The organism is Ktedonobacter racemifer DSM 44963, assembly GCF_000178855.1.
GTDB classification, from domain to species: domain Bacteria; phylum Chloroflexota; class Ktedonobacteria; order Ktedonobacterales; family Ktedonobacteraceae; genus Ktedonobacter; species Ktedonobacter racemifer.
This window is the reverse complement of sequence record NZ_ADVG01000005.1, coordinates 898,231-914,671: the sequence shown is the minus strand read 5'-3', so window position 1 is coordinate 914,671 and position 16,441 is coordinate 898,231. Positions and strand designations below refer to the sequence as shown.

The following is a 16,441-nucleotide window of genomic DNA, read 5'->3' as shown; positions in this document are numbered from 1 at the left end:
TGAGGGAATCTTCGCAAGCGAGTTCCACGGGCGGCAGTGAATACCGCGCCCTTCGTTTATCAGACCGCCTGGTCATTTTCTACAACAACGAGCTCTGATTCGTTCGCTTCGTCCTCGATGCTGAAGACCTGACCCGGACAGAGATCCACGGCCTGTCGCACTTTTTTCAGCAGCGCCAGGGAAGGTCGCTCGTTGAGAACGTGAACAGTGCCATCGCTGTCTCGCTGCTCAAAAACGTCAGAGCAGGCGAGCACACAGTTTCCGCCCGCAATACACTTCTGGGTGTGCGCGATCACGCGCATGTCATCACCTCCTTTCTGATATGTTACGTTGACATAGGTAATGATAATATACCAGAGAGGCAATGGGCAAGGTGCTGAGAGGGAACGTTAGGGGTGGAAATGGAGAGGGAGGAACACCTGATCGCGTAGGGGCTGTGCCTAATGGTCGATTCTGAGCATTTGTCCGGTTTCTTTAACCACGGCAAGAAGAGATGAGGAGAATAGTGAAGAGGTTCGTTCCTACAAAGAGCCAATGAAAAAAAAGGCGAAATCGCATGGGGAAAATTATTGTCTACAACATCATCTCACTGGATGGGTATCACACAGGGCCAGGCAACGATGTCTCGGTCATGTACCCAGTGATGGGCGGCAGTGCCTTCAACGGCTATAATGCCGAACTGCTGCGTACAGCCGACACGTTTCTTGTGGGCCGTGTTTCCCACGAGCTGTTCCACGGTTACTGACCCAAGGTCGCCGAGAATCCAGATTCTGATGAGTGGACGGACGAACAGAGGGAGATACATACTAGATCATACAGGAGAGCAAGTCCGTCAACAACATCGTCGTCTCAGATACACTGACTGGAAACTGGCCCGGTATCCGCATCATCAGGCGTGCAGACGCGTACCAGCAGATTGCCGAACTCAAACACCAAACAGACAAAGATATTTTGATTACAGGCAGCAGGACCCTCTGGAACGATTTGCTTGCGCATGATCTGGTTGATGAGATCCATCTGATGATTGGCAACATTGTCTTAGGCGAAGGAGTCCCTGCCTTCGTGGGCAAGCCGGATGCGTCGCTTCGGCTTCTCGAAGTCCGCAGTTGGGAGGATTCCGATAACATCCTTGTACGCTACGAAGTTCTCCACAAAAGCGTGTAGATGTATAAGTCGATGGAAAATGACCGAAAGGATACTTGACACCTCTTGAGAGCATCTGTTAAACGTCAACTATCTAGGCCCATCTGCAAAAAGAGTGAGCTCACTTGCTTTGTATGCTGTGAGCATCTGCCCACAGGAATGCGAGGCAATTGGACTGGCTTCGGATAAAGGCTCACCCCCTCCCTTTGACGTGGTGGTATTTACCATGGTATCATCAAGAGTAGAAATACCACCGTAAATACCATCATATTTGCCCAAAAAAAGGGAACAGAAACAGGAGCCGTTGTATGCCATCCAGTAAGGATCGTCAGCGTATCGAAATTCCAGTCCATTTCTATGAGCAACTGGCGCAGATCGCCGAGACGGAGGATCGCACGATCACCAGCGTCCTCAACCAACTGCTGTTTCAAGCTTTACAGGGCTATCAGCCGACATGGATACCCAGTAAACATCTCAGCCGCTTCAATGAGCATGCTCAGCATGTCCTCTTCCTCGCCCGCGAGGAGGCTCTGTCCTTCAATCACCAGTTTATCGGGACCGAGCACCTATTATTAGGTTTGTTGCGCGAACAAGAGGGCCTCGCAGCCCTGGCTCTGGAAAAATTGGGTGTCACACTTGATCCTGTCCGTGCTGCCGTTGAAAAGAAAATTGGGCGTGGAGACCAACCTGCCAAGGAGGAAATTGACTACGTGCCCCGAGTTCGCAAGGTGCTCTCACTTGCGCTGGACGAAGCAGAGCGTCAGGGAAGTGCCTACGTTCGCACCGAGCATATCCTGCTGGGAATAGTGCGCGATGGTGGCGGCGTCGGCGCGGATATTCTCGATACTCTTGGGATTTTGGGAAAGGTACGCGCCCAGGTTTTCGAGTTTCTCGGCTAGCTCTTCCCCTGCTTAAAAAGGAAGGAGAACACAGCATGACAGAAACCAGTGATGTTTGGACTGGCAAAGCCAGCAGCTACGATCGGGCGCGCCCGACGCCGCCACCAGCTTTGCTCGATCTGCTGACGCAGTTGATTCACCTGCCGCATCCCGCTCTGGTGGTGGATTTGGGCAGCGGGACCGGACTATCCACCGCAATCTGGGGTGAGCGGGCCGAGCGGGTGATTGGGATCGAACCCAATGCCGACATGCGTCAAGAGGCTGTGCGCAAAGTCGAGGGCCATCCCTACGCGGCACATATCGAGTATCGAGAGGGGCTTGCTCATCGGACGGACCTGCCTGATGGGTGTGCTGATATCGTCACTGCTGCCCAAGCGTTCCACTGGATGGAACCAACGTCGACCCTGGCCGAGATCGCTCGAATTCTGCGACCCGGAGGACTCTTTGCGGCGTATGACTATGATGCGCCACCAGCAATCCATTGGGAGCTTGATCGGCTCGCTCTGGAGGGAAGCTCGCGCTTAGTGGAGCTTGTTCGGGAGCGCGGGCTGGCTTACACCCTCAAGATCTGGCCGAAAAACAAATCTCTCGACCCCCTGCGCGAGAGCGCCCACTTCCGCTTCACCCACGAGGTGTTGCTGCATCATATCGAGCAGGGAGACGCTGCACGGTTTCTTGAGATGATGCAGAGCAGTGCGCTCAGTCACCAGTTCCAGTTCACTGAACAAGAGATCGGTTTTGATCGCCTCAGACAGGCCGCACTCCAACATATCGGGTCCGAACCCATTCCCTGGTATTTTAGTTACCGAGTCCGGATCGGGATCAGGTGAGGGCGGGGATGTGAAAAAGAAAAGCCCATCATACGTCCTCCGCATGACGGGCTTTTCTTTCACACCAGAAACGCGCCTGGTATCGCTGGCCCGGTCCTGAGGCGATCAGCCGTGGTAGTAGTCAGCGAGTGCGGTGAAGGCGGCCTTGGGTTCCCAGGGCATGTCGGGGTAGGTGTCGCCGAGGCGGTTCTCCAGGATCTTGACCACGCCCCAGCTGGCCATGTCGAGGTCCTCGCGGGGGTCACTGCGGTGCGGCCAGCCGTAGCAGACGAAGGTGCACGCGAAGGCGGCGTCGACGCCCTCGGCGGTGAAGACGTCCAGCAGCTCGCGCAGGTAGGTGGCCTGCTCCTGCTCGTCGCGAATGTAGTCGCCGTTGAGCCGCACCGGGGTGGTCCCGTCGAACTCGATCATCTCTCCGCCGCCGCGGGCGCCGTGGTCGGCCGCGCCGCGGTGGGTGGTGCAGCCGAACTCGGTGATCGCGACCGGCTTGCCCTGCGCGACCAACGTGCGGACGCCCTGCTGGAAGACGTGGGCGATCTCCTTCGAGCGGTGGAGGTCGACCGAGACGATGTCGAATGGCGTCCAGTCGACGCCCTCGAACGGGATGGAGGCGTACGTGACCTTGCCACCGAACCGTTCGCGGACCACGGTGACGGCCCCAGCGAGGAAGTCGTTGATGCGGGTGGGCAACCCGGCCAGCAGCTCACGCATCCCCGGCTCGCGCCGGAGCAGGCGGCCGGTCCGCTCCTCGAGGCTGTCGCCGGGCAGAAACCCGGTGTTGAACAGGCTCAGCTCGGCACCGGTGACGAACACGACCTCGGCTCCCCGGCGGCGGATCCGCTCGGCGCGCTCCGCGCCGTCGGCGAGCAGGTTGAGCATCTCCTCGGGGCCGAACTGGTAGGTGAACGGTGAGAACCAGACCTCCAGGCCCAAATCGGCGGCGTGGCTCGCGGCGAACTCGATCCGGTCCAGGTCGTCACCGAACAGGCGCACCGCGGTGCAGTGCAGGTCGTCGCGGATGATCTGCAGCTCGCGCCGGACGACCTCGTGGTCGAACGGCCGGCGGGTGGCACCGTCGAAACTGAATCCGGTGTCGTAACCGATGCCCTTGACTCGCAGGGATCGTTTTTGTTGCACGACTGAATCGGCGTTATTGAGCTTCATACACGTTTTCCTTTCGGACATTTTTTGCTTCATACACGAAAACATAAGAAAAGGACAGGAGAACATCAGGACATAGTATCCACTAAAGCGATACGCCCTTCAGCCTCCAAGCAAGCTGCTCTACGATTGTTCTGAGGCTTTCTTCTCGTCTGTTAAGGGCTGAAAAAGTCGCAGAACGATCTGGGCATCAGGAACATAGGTGCGGAATTGTTCTGGATCTCGTAGAGCCCAACGGGTGAGGCCATCAAGACAGGCGCTCATCACCGCTACCAGTTGATCCGGGTCGCCCGGCGCAACCTCGCCTGTGGCTTGGCCCTCGACAATCAGTTGTCTCATCGTCGCTAACAGCATTTGATAGCGTTTGCCGAGCAATTCGCGTATCTCCTCGGGCATAGCATTCGCATTGAGGGCGTGATGAAGCAGTTGGTGGGCCTCAAGTGGTTCGCGCTGCCCGCGTGCTCCCACGATACTCGAAATCAGCGTAGCAAGACGTTCCCCTGGTGTTCCAGGCATCTCCACCAGCTTCTGGAATCCGGCAGAATCGTCTGGCACTGTTTGCTTGACTAGCTCAGAGAAGATCGCCTCCTTGTCAGCAAAGTAGCGGTAAGCCAGTCCAAGACTAATCTGAGCTTCAGCGGCAATATCTGTGATCGTCGCTTCCATCCCCTTGCGAGCAAAGACGCTCCTGGCACTTTCCAGGATCTTTGCGCGCTGCGCTTCGCGGATGCGTTGATTCGCTTCTGGCGTTCGAGGCATTCCACTGTCCTTTTGAATGAATAAAAATTTCTTTCATTGAAAATATACCTCTTCAGCCCATCTTTGTCAAGCGCTTTCGGGGAGTGTGCTATCCGATCAAAAAAAATCTCCTAGTGTTGTCGCCTCACCTTGCACATGCACTCACCACGTTCTTTCTCTCCAATATAGTTTCGTTGCCGAGTTGATCCTCTCCGCCGAATTCTTGACAACCTGGAAGTGAGTGCCTATAATTGTGACTGACTTAGTCAGTCACAATACGAGAAGGAGGGACAGCCTGTGTTTGTAGAATCTATTGAGACAGAGAAACGAAGTGAGGAAGTGAAATGAGTTCAACGAAAAGCGGCACCTTGCGCGTGCCTGGTACACATCTCGCCTACGAGGTACGCGGCTCTGGCCCCGTCCTACTTCTGATCCACGGCGGAGGTGGCGATGCCCGTGCCTTCAACGGCGTCGCCAAGCACCTCGCCAGCCAGTACACCGTTGTGACCTACGACCGCCGGGGCCTCTCCCGCAGCACGCTCGACAATCCAGAGGAAGAACAGCAGGTGGAGATGCATAGTGATGATGCCCACCACCTGTTGGCTGCGGTCACGTCCGAACCGGCGTATGTATTTGGGAGCAGCGGCGGTGCGGTCGTCGGACTCGACCTGGTCGCACGCTATCCCGAACAAGTGCGCACACTGATCGCGCACGAGCCTCCATCTCATCTGTTGTCTGGGCTAGAAGAGCGTCATGATACCATCCGAGAAATCGCTTACCGTGAGGGCGCGACTTCGGCGATGCAGCAATTCATGGCACAGATCGGTGTGACCTACGACGACCGGGAGCCGGATGCCGACCTGCCGGAACAAGGGGAGCGACCCACCCAGAACACCATGTTCTTACTGAAGCGGGAATTTGCCATGTACGACCGCTACCGGTTTGATTTCACCGCACTCAGATCCGCCTTGGTCCAGACTTTGCTCGTGATTGCTGCTGGAGAGAGCGGACGAGCGTATGTTGGATACCAGAATGCGGTCGCAATGGCGGACAAGCTAGGGACGACCGTTGTGGAGTTTCCCGGGCACCATGTGGGCTACATCAGTCATCCGAGGGCCTTCGCCGCGAGGTTGCAAGAGGTGCTTGGCGAGACACCTCTCACGTAGGGTGCAAGGGTGACCGCGTGCCGAGACATCGCGCAGACACGCGGTTACCCTCACGGTAGCTCTGGTCCTTGTCTTGCGTTCGCCAGCGCCAGAGACTCCTTTCGGAGATGACCAGTTCTTGGACGGCTTGCGTCTGTTTTTTGCCGCTTTCGTGCAGGAGTCGCACCGCTTCCTGCTTGCATTCACGAGAAGAGGTCTATTGATGCGCTGCCATTGTTGTCTCCTTGAAGATCACTTCTGCCATTCTAAACCTACTCAAATGTGTTTATACACAATCAAACAGGTTCAATTGCTGCACGTGCTCCTCACAGGAAGCCTCCATGACTCCTACGCCGCTTTGGGTCGCCTGCAGCACACCGCACTCGGCAAGCCGAGCGTGTGGCCCTCGCCGGGCAAGGAACCTCATCAAGATGTTGTAGAGTAGACGGTAAGCGAGGTTCCTTGCGGACCTTTTCCTGCCGTCCCTCCCCAAACCGTGCTTGCGAGTTTCCCCGCACACGGCTTTCCAGTTTCTTACTGCTTCGTGGAGGTAGGCATTACGCATCTCGCGTACCACTCCGTTCACAGTAGTACTCCCTGTTTCCCTTCCCCATGTCTCAGGCATTACCCTGAGCGTTTGAGGTAGGGTAAGAGGCCAAGTCCCGATTGCTCGGGAGCATCAACCCCTCCCCTCCGAACTCCACGTGCACCCTTTCGATGCATGAAGCTCTCCAGAGGCCAGTGTCTTTTCAACACCACTCCCACAGTGGTCTTCTGACACATCCGTGTCAACCACCATTTTTGAGTGTGGCCTCCTGCAACCCTTTGCTGGGTACATACCCAACTCGTATGGTCGCTCCGTCACCATGCCCCTTACGGGGTTTAGGCGATCCCTTAGTTCCATCAAATGTCTCAGTCTGTACGTAGGTGCCCATTTCGTCATTTCCCTCTCCGTGAGGGCTGGCTCCAACGAGAGCTTGTAGGGAAAGTAGTACCGTTCCCCTACACGTTGGACACAGGCGATAGTCCCTTCTCCTGTGGGCTGCTCCATTTCCGCCGTGACTTGAATTCAGCCAATCAAGACTTCACCCTATACAGCTTCACTGATGAGCCTCTGGCTCCTGGGACTGGAGCTTCACTCACCTTTGACACGACATGCTATTTTCCCCCCACGCCTTTCGGGTGAAGGTGTCCCCGCTCTCTATGAGAACGGGTAAGTCGCTGTGTTACTCACCTTGCTCTAGTGAGCTTACCCCGACGGGTAAGGGAGACATTTGTGGCACAAAGGCGCACTACTATGAAAACTCCGTCGCCTTGAGCCTCTCGGCTTTTAGGCGATCCCGTATTTGCGCACATGAGACGTTTAGTGCGTTTAGGTGCCCATTTCGTTTCCTTCAACCAGTTCCTTACTGGTCGTCTGCTGGAGAGAGCTTCCGTACTCGCCGTCAATGAAGTACGTAATCCAAGCAGCGTCACTACAGGTATGGTGTGACGGGCCAATAGTTAGACCACTGGAAACTTGGGTTCAGCCAATACAGGTTTCACCATACGCACAGGACTTGCGGTGCATCACGTTACATACCTTCACGTTTAACCGCGTTCCCAACATGCTTCTTTCCCCTTTGAGTTTTCCCGCTAGGTAGGTTGGGTGTCCTTGAGGCATTACTCTCAGCCTCACTCCTTTCAAAGGAGGATCTCACGTGTGCCGAAACGGCGCACGACGGCGCTATTGTCGTCTCGATCCATGCTGAGTCCACATTCCGCGCACTGATACGTTCTCTTGCGCAATGGCATATCTTGCAGATTGCCACAACCACTATACTGCTTGGACGTGTTGCGCTCATCTAGAACGTGAAGTTCTTTCCCATACAACTGGCATTTGTAGGTGAGCATCTGGATAAAGGCATACAAGCCCCCGTCATTGTACACTGCCCGATTGAGCGCCTTCTTGCGCTCCTGATGCTCTTTTATGACCATGTGCCATTGCGAAAGATCTCCTATGACGACAGTTCTCTCAACCAATCGTCGTGCGATGAGATGTGATGCCTTGTGCAGGCTATCGCGCTGTTTGTTGCGCTTCTTCTGCGACACGCGCTTGTACACCTTACTCAAATGAAGGTACCTGCGTGACTTCTTCTTGCACTTACTGCGTTTCGAGCGCAGTTTGTCAAGCTGTCGGTTGTACCAACGCGAGCCTTTGAACGATAGAAGCGACCTTCTTCTGTGACGCCCGTTGCCAGCGTCTTGATGCCCAGGTCGAAGGCCACAATGCCACCATCACGTTTGGCTTCCTTGGGCTTTCGATAGCCGAAGGAAGCGTAGTAGTTGCCCCTGCCATCGCGACTGATGGCCACCTCTCGAAAGCCTTCTGGAGGCTCTTCGGTGAGTGCGGCACGGATGGCAGGAAAGCGTTTGTGCTTGCCCTTGCCTCCTGTGGGCAAGATGAGGGTGTTTCCCTCACGCGTGAGGTACATCGCCGGATAACAGAGGATAAAGAAGCCATGGCGAGGTCGCACGCGAGGAAAGCCTGGGGTTTCCCCATTGGCGAGGCGACGAAAGAAGGCTTGCATGGCTGCATCCAGGCGATAGTAGACTTCGGCAAGCAGTTTACCATACACCTGATTGAGTTCAGGATCATAGGCACGGCTCTCAGCCAGGGTTTCTTGCAGGCGTTGAAGCGCCACTTCTCTCCGTCTCGCAGTTTCATCACCCACCAATTGTAGAGGCCTCTGCATTTGCCTTGCATGAACTCAAGGGTCGCCGCATCTTGCTCGCTGAGATCCAGTTTGATCTTTTTGCACAGGATCATGAAGACCTTCTTTTCTTTTACCCCCATCTCTCCTGATGAGGAGAGATCCCCTTTCGCTAGAGACGTGACCTGTTTTGCGTTAGAACGTTTTTTCTTGATTTGTGCGCGTATCATACCATGATAGCGTTTGCATGTCAACGCGGAGAAATATCCGCAACAAGCACATATTTGATCATGATTGCACATCTATTTGATTACTGTTCTTTTGCTCCTTTCACTTTCGACCTCCTATCCAACCAGGACAACATCAGGTATAGATCACTTCCCTTTGTAGGAGGGATTACTGTGATATGCTAAATAGCAACAGCGACCGTGAACAAGGAGGAACCAGATATGTAAGAGGTAAATTGGGCATGCTGTCCAAAGGTCGCGGAAATTCTGCTCCTGAAATTCCCTTTTCGGAATAGCTCGAAGCCGGCGAAAGCTGGATAGCTGATTGTATCGATTGATTATGGAAGCGAGAGGTAAAACGAGAAAAATGGAGAATCTATAGATAGAAATAAAATCCTCATTGTGGTGAGGTTTAACACTATCTCTAAAACGTCCAACGAGGCTCACACGTGAGCTAAGGAGAACTATATGTTAAAAAAGACTGAGGCCTATTCCTGGCAGGATAAGGTGAGCTATTCCTGGCAAGATAGCAAATTGCTCTTGCTGACGCCTCTGGGTTCGCTACTTGTGCTGTATGGATTTACTGCCCCATGGTTCGCGTACCCGAATACGTCTGGCTGGGAGATAGCGCTCGATTTCGCCAGCAAGGATCTGATCCTTTTGTCGGACGTGGCGCCGGGCGCACTCGCGCTGCTCTGGCTGGTCCCCTGTACGGCGCTCTTCCTGCTCGGATGTGGGATTATGCGCCTATTTTGGGTGCATCTGCGTTGGGTGCGTGTCTGGTCATTGTTCCTTGCTGGTGTATCTCTCATACTCATGAGTAGTTTCTGCTTTCCGCTGTTTCCCCCTGAGACCCTGCAACATCTCCGCGGAGGGGACTTGCAAGTGGGTTTCTGGTTGACTGGTGGCGCCCTACTGCTCTCGGCGCTTGGCTTGCTCATTCCAGATCCAACGCAATGGATCATGAAGGCTGACCAGCAGCCAGCGCCAGACACGCGCATATCCCGGCGACACGCGCTGACCAGCGTGGTGAATCTAAGCGGACTACTGGTGGTTGGCAGTGCAGTGGGCCTGGATCTGGGCTGGCTTATCCACCCACATGTGACGCGCCGCCAGGTGCTCTCTATCGTAGGGTCACATTATTCATCTCTGGATGGGATGAGAAAGCTGGTGTGGTCGTCTGACAATACTTCACTCGTGGAATGTTTGAGTGGCGTCTTGCACTCCTGGAAGATCGCGACCGGCCAGGTGATGCGGACCTATATATCTCCTCCCTCTCCCAATGATGATATTTTTGGGAAAACCAACAAATCTTTCAATAACATTGCGCTCTCTCCCGATGGTCGTTGGATTGCGGCTGCCGTGAATGCTGATGGAGTGAGTATCTGGGAAGCAGCGAGCGGACATTTCGTGCAGCGCTTTGCCCCTGTCGAGCAACACCAGAGCCTTGGCGAGTTCTATGGTGGCGTTGCGTGGTCGCCTGATGGCACCGCTCTCGCAACAAGTAAGTTCATCTCGGAGAATCAGGCGGTGTTGTTTGTGTTGCGGGCGAGCGATCTAAAACCTCTGACCACATATCCACTCTCAGACACTGCCCGAACGATGGCCTGGTCAGGCGATGGCCAGATGCTTGCGGTAATCACAGATCAGGTGGACGTGTGGGATATCTCCCGTGGCAAGAAGATCTGGACGTACCAACCGCCACGCTACTCTGTGATCTCCGAGACCGAAAAGTTCAGAATGAATGTATCAGATGTGGCCTGGGCCTCCGACAGTCGGCGTCTGGCGATTTCGTTGAGTGCTGGCATCCCAGGCGATGGTTTTGCTGGCCAACCTTCTCCCGTGCTGATTTGGGATATCGCCGCGAATCGGCAGGTGTGTTCCTGCCAGGGACACTGGGGAAGCTCCAACGGGCTGGCGTGGTCGCCTGATGACTCCAGGATCGCGGCTGCCGGGTCGGACTGGACGGTCCAGGTATGGAATGCACAGACAGGGGCACAACTCTTAACGTACCAGGGACATCGCGACACTATCTGGTCGGTAGCCTGGTCGCCTGATGGCAACTTCCTTGCTTCTGGTTCTGCTGATCACACAATCCAAATCTGGGAAGCGCCTCGGCTCTAAGCACAAGCCGATTATGATGGTGTTCTGGGTTTTCTCATGAAGTTTCTCGCGAGCACAGACACAAAGTTTGCGTATCTATCTAACTTGTGGAGCATAATGAAAGAGATCTCAATGCTTGATCATGATAACCTGGAAGAGTTTCGCGATCCGCAGACCTTTGATCTAGAGGACGAGGGCTACTATGCTGATTGGCCATTGACCGAGCAGTGGACGCGTTCGCTTGGTGGACCACTGCTTGACCTGGCGTGTGGAACAGGACGTATTGCCCTGCGCATGGCTGCGGAAGGCTACCAGGTCACAGGCGTGGACATAGTGCCAGAGATGATTGAACGGGCTCGCCAGAAAGCTATTCAGCAGGGCGTCTCGATTGACTGGGTGGTGGCTGATGCGCGCACATTCCACCTCCAGAAGCGTTTCCCATTCATCTACATGCTGGAAAATGTCTTCCAATTCTTTCTGACGCGAGAGGATCAGGAAGCGATGTTGGCGCGTGTCCGGGAACACCTGGAGCCGGAGGGCTGTTTCCTCTTTGAAACGCGCAATCCCACCCCACACAATCTCCTGGAAGTGCGCCATCCAGATCCACCGAAGTACACGTTGCCTGATGGGGGGCAACTTCTCACTACCGAAGAGCAATATTATGATCCCATGATCCAGATCCAGCACTATACCCGTCAGCTTACATTTCTTTATCCAGATGGTCAACGCCAGGAGAAGACCCTTCACACGGACCTGCGTTACGTTTTCCCACAAGAGATGGAAGCCTTGCTCTTCTACAATGGATTTCAGATTCGTGCGTGCTATGGTAACTGGCAACAAGATCCTCTGACCGCTACGTCACCCGCGATGATCTATGTCTGCCAGAGACGTAGCTAAATCCATGCATCAATAAGACTCTTCTTTCTAGCCTCGCTTAGACCTTTCTAGAATATCACATCCACATATGTTGGTCATGTCCGAAAACCGCTAGACGCGCTTCTCTTCAAGGCGTATAATAGCGCTTGCTCGCTTCGCTGGTGGAAATGAAGCCATGGCTATTTCAGCGCATCTTTGGACACGCGGAATATCTCCTTTGTCAGGAGCAAGAAGGAATAGAAAAATTAGGAAATCCATTAAAAATGCAGAAAGCACTCAATTTTCCTCGCTCACTCTGGGTTCTATGTATAGGCACCTTTTTTAACCGTATTGGTGGTTTTGTCAGTGCCTTCCTCATCCTCTACATGACAACCAAAGGTTATACCGCTACCCAGGCGGGTATGGCTGCCAGTGCCTATGGTATTGGCAGCATCAGTGCTGCTGCTCTTGGCGGCTATTTTGCGGATCGAATGGGGCGGCGAAATACAATTATGCTCTCTATGTTTGCTTCAGCCGCCACCATGCTTGTGCTATCGCAGGCAACAGTGTTGTGGCTGGTTATTGTGCTTGTTACCCTGGCGGGCCTGGCGACGGAGCTGTATCGTCCAGCCTCCAGTGCGCTTATCGCGGACCTCGTTCCATCCGAGCAGCGGGTGGGTGCGTTTGCCCTGTATAGATTAGCGATTAACCTGGGGGTAACCGCGGGATCAGTAGTCGCGGGCATCCTCGCCAGCCACTCATTTATATTGCTCTTTATTGGTGATGCCTTGACCTCGGTCATCTTTGGCCTGCTCATCCTCTTTGCCCTTCCCGCTGATGTGCGCAAACGGGCAGAGCCGTCATCCGGGCAAAGCAATTTCTTCCAGGCTGTATTGCCAGATCGCGGCTTTCTCCTCCTCCTGGTAGCAGGGATCGCCGTTGCCTTTGTCTATCTGCAACACCTCTCTACTATGGCTCTCCAGGTTCAGGCGCTCGGATTATCGAATGCTGTCTATGGACTATTGCTTTCAGTCAATGCCCTCGCTGTTGTATTCCTCGAACTGCCAATAAGTGCCATAACTCGCCGTTTTCCCAGGCCTGCTGTGATCGCGTTTGGCTTCCTGCTCATCGGGCTGGGCTTTGGCTTGTTCGCGTTCGCGCCCACTATTCCCTTGCTGGCACTGGCTGTGATCGTCTGGACACTTGGCGAAATAGTCCAGGGACCAGTCACGACCGCCTATGTAGCAGATCTCTCGCCAGCGCATCTGCGAGGGAGCTATCAGGGGATCTGGGGTATGACCTGGAGCATCGGCCTGATCCTGGCCCCTCTGCTTGGCACACTTGTTTTTACCTGGAGTACGACTGGTTTATGGGTCCTTTGCGCTCTGCTAGGAACGCTGGCAGCGGGGAGTGTGCTGCTCATCACACGCCCCAAAGATCGGCAAGAGCAGGCCATCAGCAGTTCAGGGACAACCCTGGCCGATGTAGGCATGCAGGAATAAGAGGCGAGTTGCAACAGCATAAAGCAGGATTGTTAGTGGGGAACGAAGCGCTCCAGGGTACAAAGGTTGCGGCCCCGGCGCGCATTCCCCGTGTTGATTGGCGTCAGTGTGGCCTGCTCCGCGTAGCGTGCCAGCAGGCGCTCGGTATCGATGCTGAGCACGACCTGGGAGCGTTCCTTCATCGCTCCACGCATCCTGTTCAATCGCTCGGGATCGAGCCAGAAAAAGACGCGTATGTTTTACGCGAAGGCGACTTCGCTGGTTGGTTTGACTGTGATGGTGTGCTCGGGAGAGCCAAAGCCATTGAGGGTCGCGTTATGATGGGCGACAATCTGCTCCGCATTTAGCACGACGCGGTCAATGGTCGAATGGGCGTCACCGACTAGCGTCACATCATAGCCGTGACTGATCGCGGCCCGGCAGGTGGTATCGACGCAGAAATCGGTGCGGCAACCCGTAATAACGAGATGCGTAATCTGGCGCGCCTGGAGCTCCTCGTCCAGCGTCGTGGCGAGAAAGGCATCGGGTGAGCGCTTGGGGATGATCATCTCGCCTTCCAGCGGTGTGATGGATGGGTGAATGCGCCAGCCACGCGTGCCAGGAACCAGGGAACTGGGCGCCTGCTCCTGGTGCTGAATATAGATCACAGGCGTTCCGCTGGCGCGTGCCTGCTCCAGGAGGTGCGCGATATTGGCTAGCAACTCCTCCTCACGATAGGTTGGCCGCCCCGGAACCTTGAAGAGCGCCACCTGCACATCTACAACGATCAATGCTGTCTGCTTGCTCAAAATCCATTTCTCCTTTGTTACCCCGGCCCGCTTCTTCCAGCCTGGAGCATGTTGTCGCCTCCATTATACCTCATCTTCCCCTCATTCAGAGACGTCAAGTGTACGGCGCGTTGATTTATCCTATAAGGGTAACAACCAATCCCCCAACGCGACAATTTTACTTTACAAGGAATCACACCCAAATGTTTTGATTTAACAGGCAGAGATGCGTTGAATATAGAATAAGCTATTTTGCCTGCTTTTATGAAGAGCAACGGAGTACTTGTTTATGCTTCAGAGGACGGTGTCTTATAAGACACTTTTGCGAATTGTTAGCGCGTGCTTTCTCCTCTACGGACTCTACCTGGTTGTAGTGGTCCTCACCTCGCAAGTTAGTTCGAGAGGAAGCATACAATATGACGGGCCATGGGTTGTTGAAGATCCAAATGCTGTGATGAGTTATCTCTTTAGTGGCGGCTTGTTTTTCGGCACTCCGGTCTTGCCTGGTAACTTATATATGTTTGGCCTCTTCACGCCCAATCCTCTCTTCTGGGTGGGAATAGGCATACTTGCCCTGAGTATGACGAGTAAGCGTGTGTGGGCGATATATGTATCTTTACAGCTTGCGCTCTGGATGGTCAGTGTATCTCTCTGGTTCCCTATTGCTACCTTGGGTGGAACTACAAATTATGATCCAGGTGTCTTTGCACCTTCTGCGCTGGTTACGCTTGCAATCTCATTTGTTCTCCTGGCTTTCTACAAGCCTGTGATCCGCTTCTTGCGCAAGTTTTCAGAATCAAACAATATCGCCACCATTGCCTGAGAGTGAGTAATTTGAGGTATTCGTCACATTGTAGGGTCCATGCTTGCATGGACTTCTCGCTTTAGTGAGTGCCCCAATTATATTGATAAACGTGCCGGCCCCTTTTTTGCGTTGACAAATAGAAGCATGCAAGTTATCATGTAATTGTCTGCAATGACATCGTTGTCATTCTGGTTGAAGTGGGAAATGGATATATGTTTTAACGGCGCACTCTGTTGTGCAGGCAACAGGTAGGGATGTTGTGCTGTCTTTATGCTACTAATCGTAATTTGGTGAAAACAAGGAGGTTTTTTCGTATGAAACGACGTACCGCTATTGGTGTGTTGGGTGGGACACTTTTGAGTCTGGTTGGTTCACCTCTCTTCACTGCCTATGCAAGTGAGAGCAACCGATCACGTGCCATAGCCTCATATGCTGCCTTGCAGAAGTATTTTTATGTCAATGATGGCTCCTACCTCTATCATGAGCAGTACCCGGTCGCAGCCACGGATAACGCTTACTCCTATGAGTGGCCCTTTTCGCAGGCGCACGGCGCAACGCTGGACCTCTCAAACCTTCCTGGAGAGGCTGGGCGCGCGTATCGGGATGCTGTCAATGAACGCTGGTTGGGCCAGGAGCGCTACTGGAACACGACCGGGGCGACGGGTCTGCCGGGGTATGACTCCTATGCGCGCACGCCCTATGGCAATGGTGGCGATAAGTTCTATGATGACAATGAGTGGGTTGGCCTGGCCTCCATTCAGCGCTACAAGATGTGGGGGGAGGATGCTGTTCTGGAGCGTGCTAAGCAGATCTTCGCGCTCGTAGTCTCTGGTTGGGATAACGATGCCACGCATCCCGCGCCTGGAGGTGCCTTCTGGACGCAGGCCCCCTGGAGCCATGATCGCAACACGGTCTCCAATATGCCCGGCGCCGAACTGGGCCTACGCCTCTACCAGGTGACTGGGGAGCAGCACTACTTCGATTGGGCGAAGAAGATGTATGACTGGACCAATACCTATCTGCTCGCCCCCAATGGCCTGTACTGGGATCATGTCGACTTGCAGGGGAATATCGAGAAGACTCAATGGAGCTATAACCAGGGCGTGCCAGTAGGCGTCAATGTCCTGTTCTACCAGGCGACTGGCGATGCAACCTACCTGCATCGCGCCGAGCAGATCGCCCAGGCGGCGCTCGCTTTCTACGGTACCGAGAATCTCGATAAGCAGCCAGCCTTCTTCAACTCCATCTTCTTCAAGAATCTGCTCCTGCTGCAATCCGTCAATCATAACCAGGACTACGTAAAGGCCATGCAGGCCTATGCAGATCGTGCATGGGAGAACAATCGCGATGCCGCGACGGGTCTCTTCCACTTCAATGGCTCTCAGTCAACGCAAATGATAGAGCAGGCGGCGATGACCCAGATCTACGCCGTTCTCTCCTGGAGCCCCTCCCAGTATCACATCTTGTATTAGCAACGCATCCAGGTAGATTGTAGCGCAAGAAGGGCGTAGTGTGATCGATCACACTACGCCCTTTCGCTTTTTTGTTGAATATATGTTACAGAGAGCAACCT

Annotated in this window: 15 protein-coding genes and 1 pseudogene; 10 read left to right on the top strand and 6 right to left on the bottom strand. The window is 54.2% G+C overall.

Going from position 1 to position 16,441, the window contains the following annotated elements; translation table 11 throughout:
* Positions 1 to 59 precede the first annotated feature (59 nt).
* Complete coding sequence (locus KRAC_RS57980) at positions 60 to 302, bottom strand: ferredoxin (RefSeq protein WP_007923009.1); 243 nt, start codon at positions 300 to 302, stop codon at positions 60 to 62.
* 254 nt (positions 303 to 556) lie between these two features.
* Here KRAC_RS57980 and KRAC_RS70070 point away from each other — a divergent pair, with 254 nt between their 5' ends.
* The 4 genes from KRAC_RS70070 (at position 557) to KRAC_RS57960 (ending at position 2,872) form a co-directional block, all read left to right on the top strand.
* Positions 557 to 745 carry a dihydrofolate reductase family protein gene (locus tag KRAC_RS70070; RefSeq protein ID WP_040448588.1) on the top strand — a complete coding sequence of 63 codons (189 nt, stop codon included), beginning with the start codon at positions 557 to 559 and terminating at the stop codon, positions 743 to 745.
* Positions 746 to 810: 65 nt separating this feature from the next.
* On the top strand, positions 811 to 1,164 hold the full coding sequence (locus tag KRAC_RS70065; RefSeq protein ID WP_083815279.1) for a dihydrofolate reductase family protein: 354 nt from the start codon (positions 811 to 813) through the stop codon (positions 1,162 to 1,164).
* Between the two features lie 287 nt (positions 1,165 to 1,451).
* Complete coding sequence (locus tag KRAC_RS57965) at positions 1,452 to 2,042, top strand: Clp protease N-terminal domain-containing protein (protein ID WP_007923008.1); 591 nt, start codon at positions 1,452 to 1,454, stop codon at positions 2,040 to 2,042.
* Between the two features lie 35 nt (positions 2,043 to 2,077).
* On the top strand, positions 2,078 to 2,872 hold the full coding sequence (locus KRAC_RS57960) for a class I SAM-dependent methyltransferase (protein ID WP_007923007.1): 795 nt from the start codon (positions 2,078 to 2,080) through the stop codon (positions 2,870 to 2,872).
* A gap of 105 nt (positions 2,873 to 2,977) precedes the next feature.
* Here the strand turns inward: KRAC_RS57960 and KRAC_RS57955 are convergent, their stop codons facing one another.
* The gene (locus tag KRAC_RS57955) at positions 2,978 to 3,991 is read right to left on the bottom strand and encodes a hypothetical protein (protein ID WP_040448824.1); all 1,014 of its coding nucleotides are present in this window, start codon (positions 3,989 to 3,991) and stop codon (positions 2,978 to 2,980) included.
* Positions 3,992 to 4,156: 165 nt separating this feature from the next.
* Positions 4,157 to 4,792, bottom strand: coding sequence for a TetR/AcrR family transcriptional regulator (locus KRAC_RS57950; protein ID WP_007923005.1), 636 nt, complete (start codon positions 4,790 to 4,792; stop codon positions 4,157 to 4,159).
* A gap of 323 nt (positions 4,793 to 5,115) precedes the next feature.
* On the opposite strand from KRAC_RS57950, the gene KRAC_RS57945 reads away from it, so the two are divergent.
* A complete protein-coding gene (locus KRAC_RS57945; protein WP_007923003.1) occupies positions 5,116 to 5,937 on the top strand; it encodes an alpha/beta fold hydrolase in 822 nt (273 codons plus the stop codon).
* 1,662 nt (positions 5,938 to 7,599) lie between these two features.
* Here KRAC_RS57945 and KRAC_RS68645 read toward each other — a convergent pair.
* Positions 7,600 to 8,725 (bottom strand): annotated as a pseudogene (locus KRAC_RS68645) (RNA-guided endonuclease InsQ/TnpB family protein).
* Positions 8,726 to 9,304: 579 nt separating this feature from the next.
* Here KRAC_RS68645 and KRAC_RS57925 point away from each other — a divergent pair.
* From KRAC_RS57925 to KRAC_RS57915, 3 genes are all read left to right on the top strand, one after another.
* Positions 9,305 to 10,960 carry a WD40 repeat domain-containing protein gene (locus KRAC_RS57925; RefSeq protein ID WP_007922996.1) on the top strand — a complete coding sequence of 552 codons (1,656 nt, stop codon included), beginning with the start codon at positions 9,305 to 9,307 and terminating at the stop codon, positions 10,958 to 10,960.
* A 111-nt stretch (positions 10,961 to 11,071) separates the two neighbouring features.
* On the top strand, positions 11,072 to 11,836 hold the full coding sequence (locus KRAC_RS57920; RefSeq protein WP_040448586.1) for a class I SAM-dependent methyltransferase: 765 nt from the start codon (positions 11,072 to 11,074) through the stop codon (positions 11,834 to 11,836).
* Between the two features lie 242 nt (positions 11,837 to 12,078).
* Positions 12,079 to 13,296, top strand: a complete 1,218-nt coding sequence (locus KRAC_RS57915; RefSeq protein WP_040448585.1) for an MDR family MFS transporter — start codon at positions 12,079 to 12,081, stop codon at positions 13,294 to 13,296.
* A 32-nt stretch (positions 13,297 to 13,328) separates the two neighbouring features.
* On the opposite strand, the gene KRAC_RS73415 is transcribed toward KRAC_RS57915, so the two are convergent.
* Positions 13,329 to 13,532, bottom strand: coding sequence for a DUF7002 family protein (locus KRAC_RS73415; protein WP_420795894.1), 204 nt, complete (start codon positions 13,530 to 13,532; stop codon positions 13,329 to 13,331).
* 3 nt (positions 13,533 to 13,535) lie between these two features.
* Entirely contained in the window at positions 13,536 to 14,084 is a 549-nt protein-coding gene (locus KRAC_RS57910) for a cysteine hydrolase family protein (RefSeq protein ID WP_007922989.1), read from the bottom strand.
* Between the two features lie 430 nt (positions 14,085 to 14,514).
* Between KRAC_RS57910 and KRAC_RS57905 the strand changes: the two genes are divergently transcribed.
* Complete coding sequence (locus KRAC_RS57905; RefSeq protein ID WP_157508345.1) at positions 14,515 to 14,886, top strand: hypothetical protein; 372 nt, start codon at positions 14,515 to 14,517, stop codon at positions 14,884 to 14,886.
* Between the two features lie 296 nt (positions 14,887 to 15,182).
* A complete protein-coding gene (locus tag KRAC_RS57900) occupies positions 15,183 to 16,340 on the top strand; it encodes a glycoside hydrolase family 76 protein (RefSeq protein WP_007922985.1) in 1,158 nt (385 codons plus the stop codon).
* Positions 16,341 to 16,441: the final 101 nt, after the last annotated feature.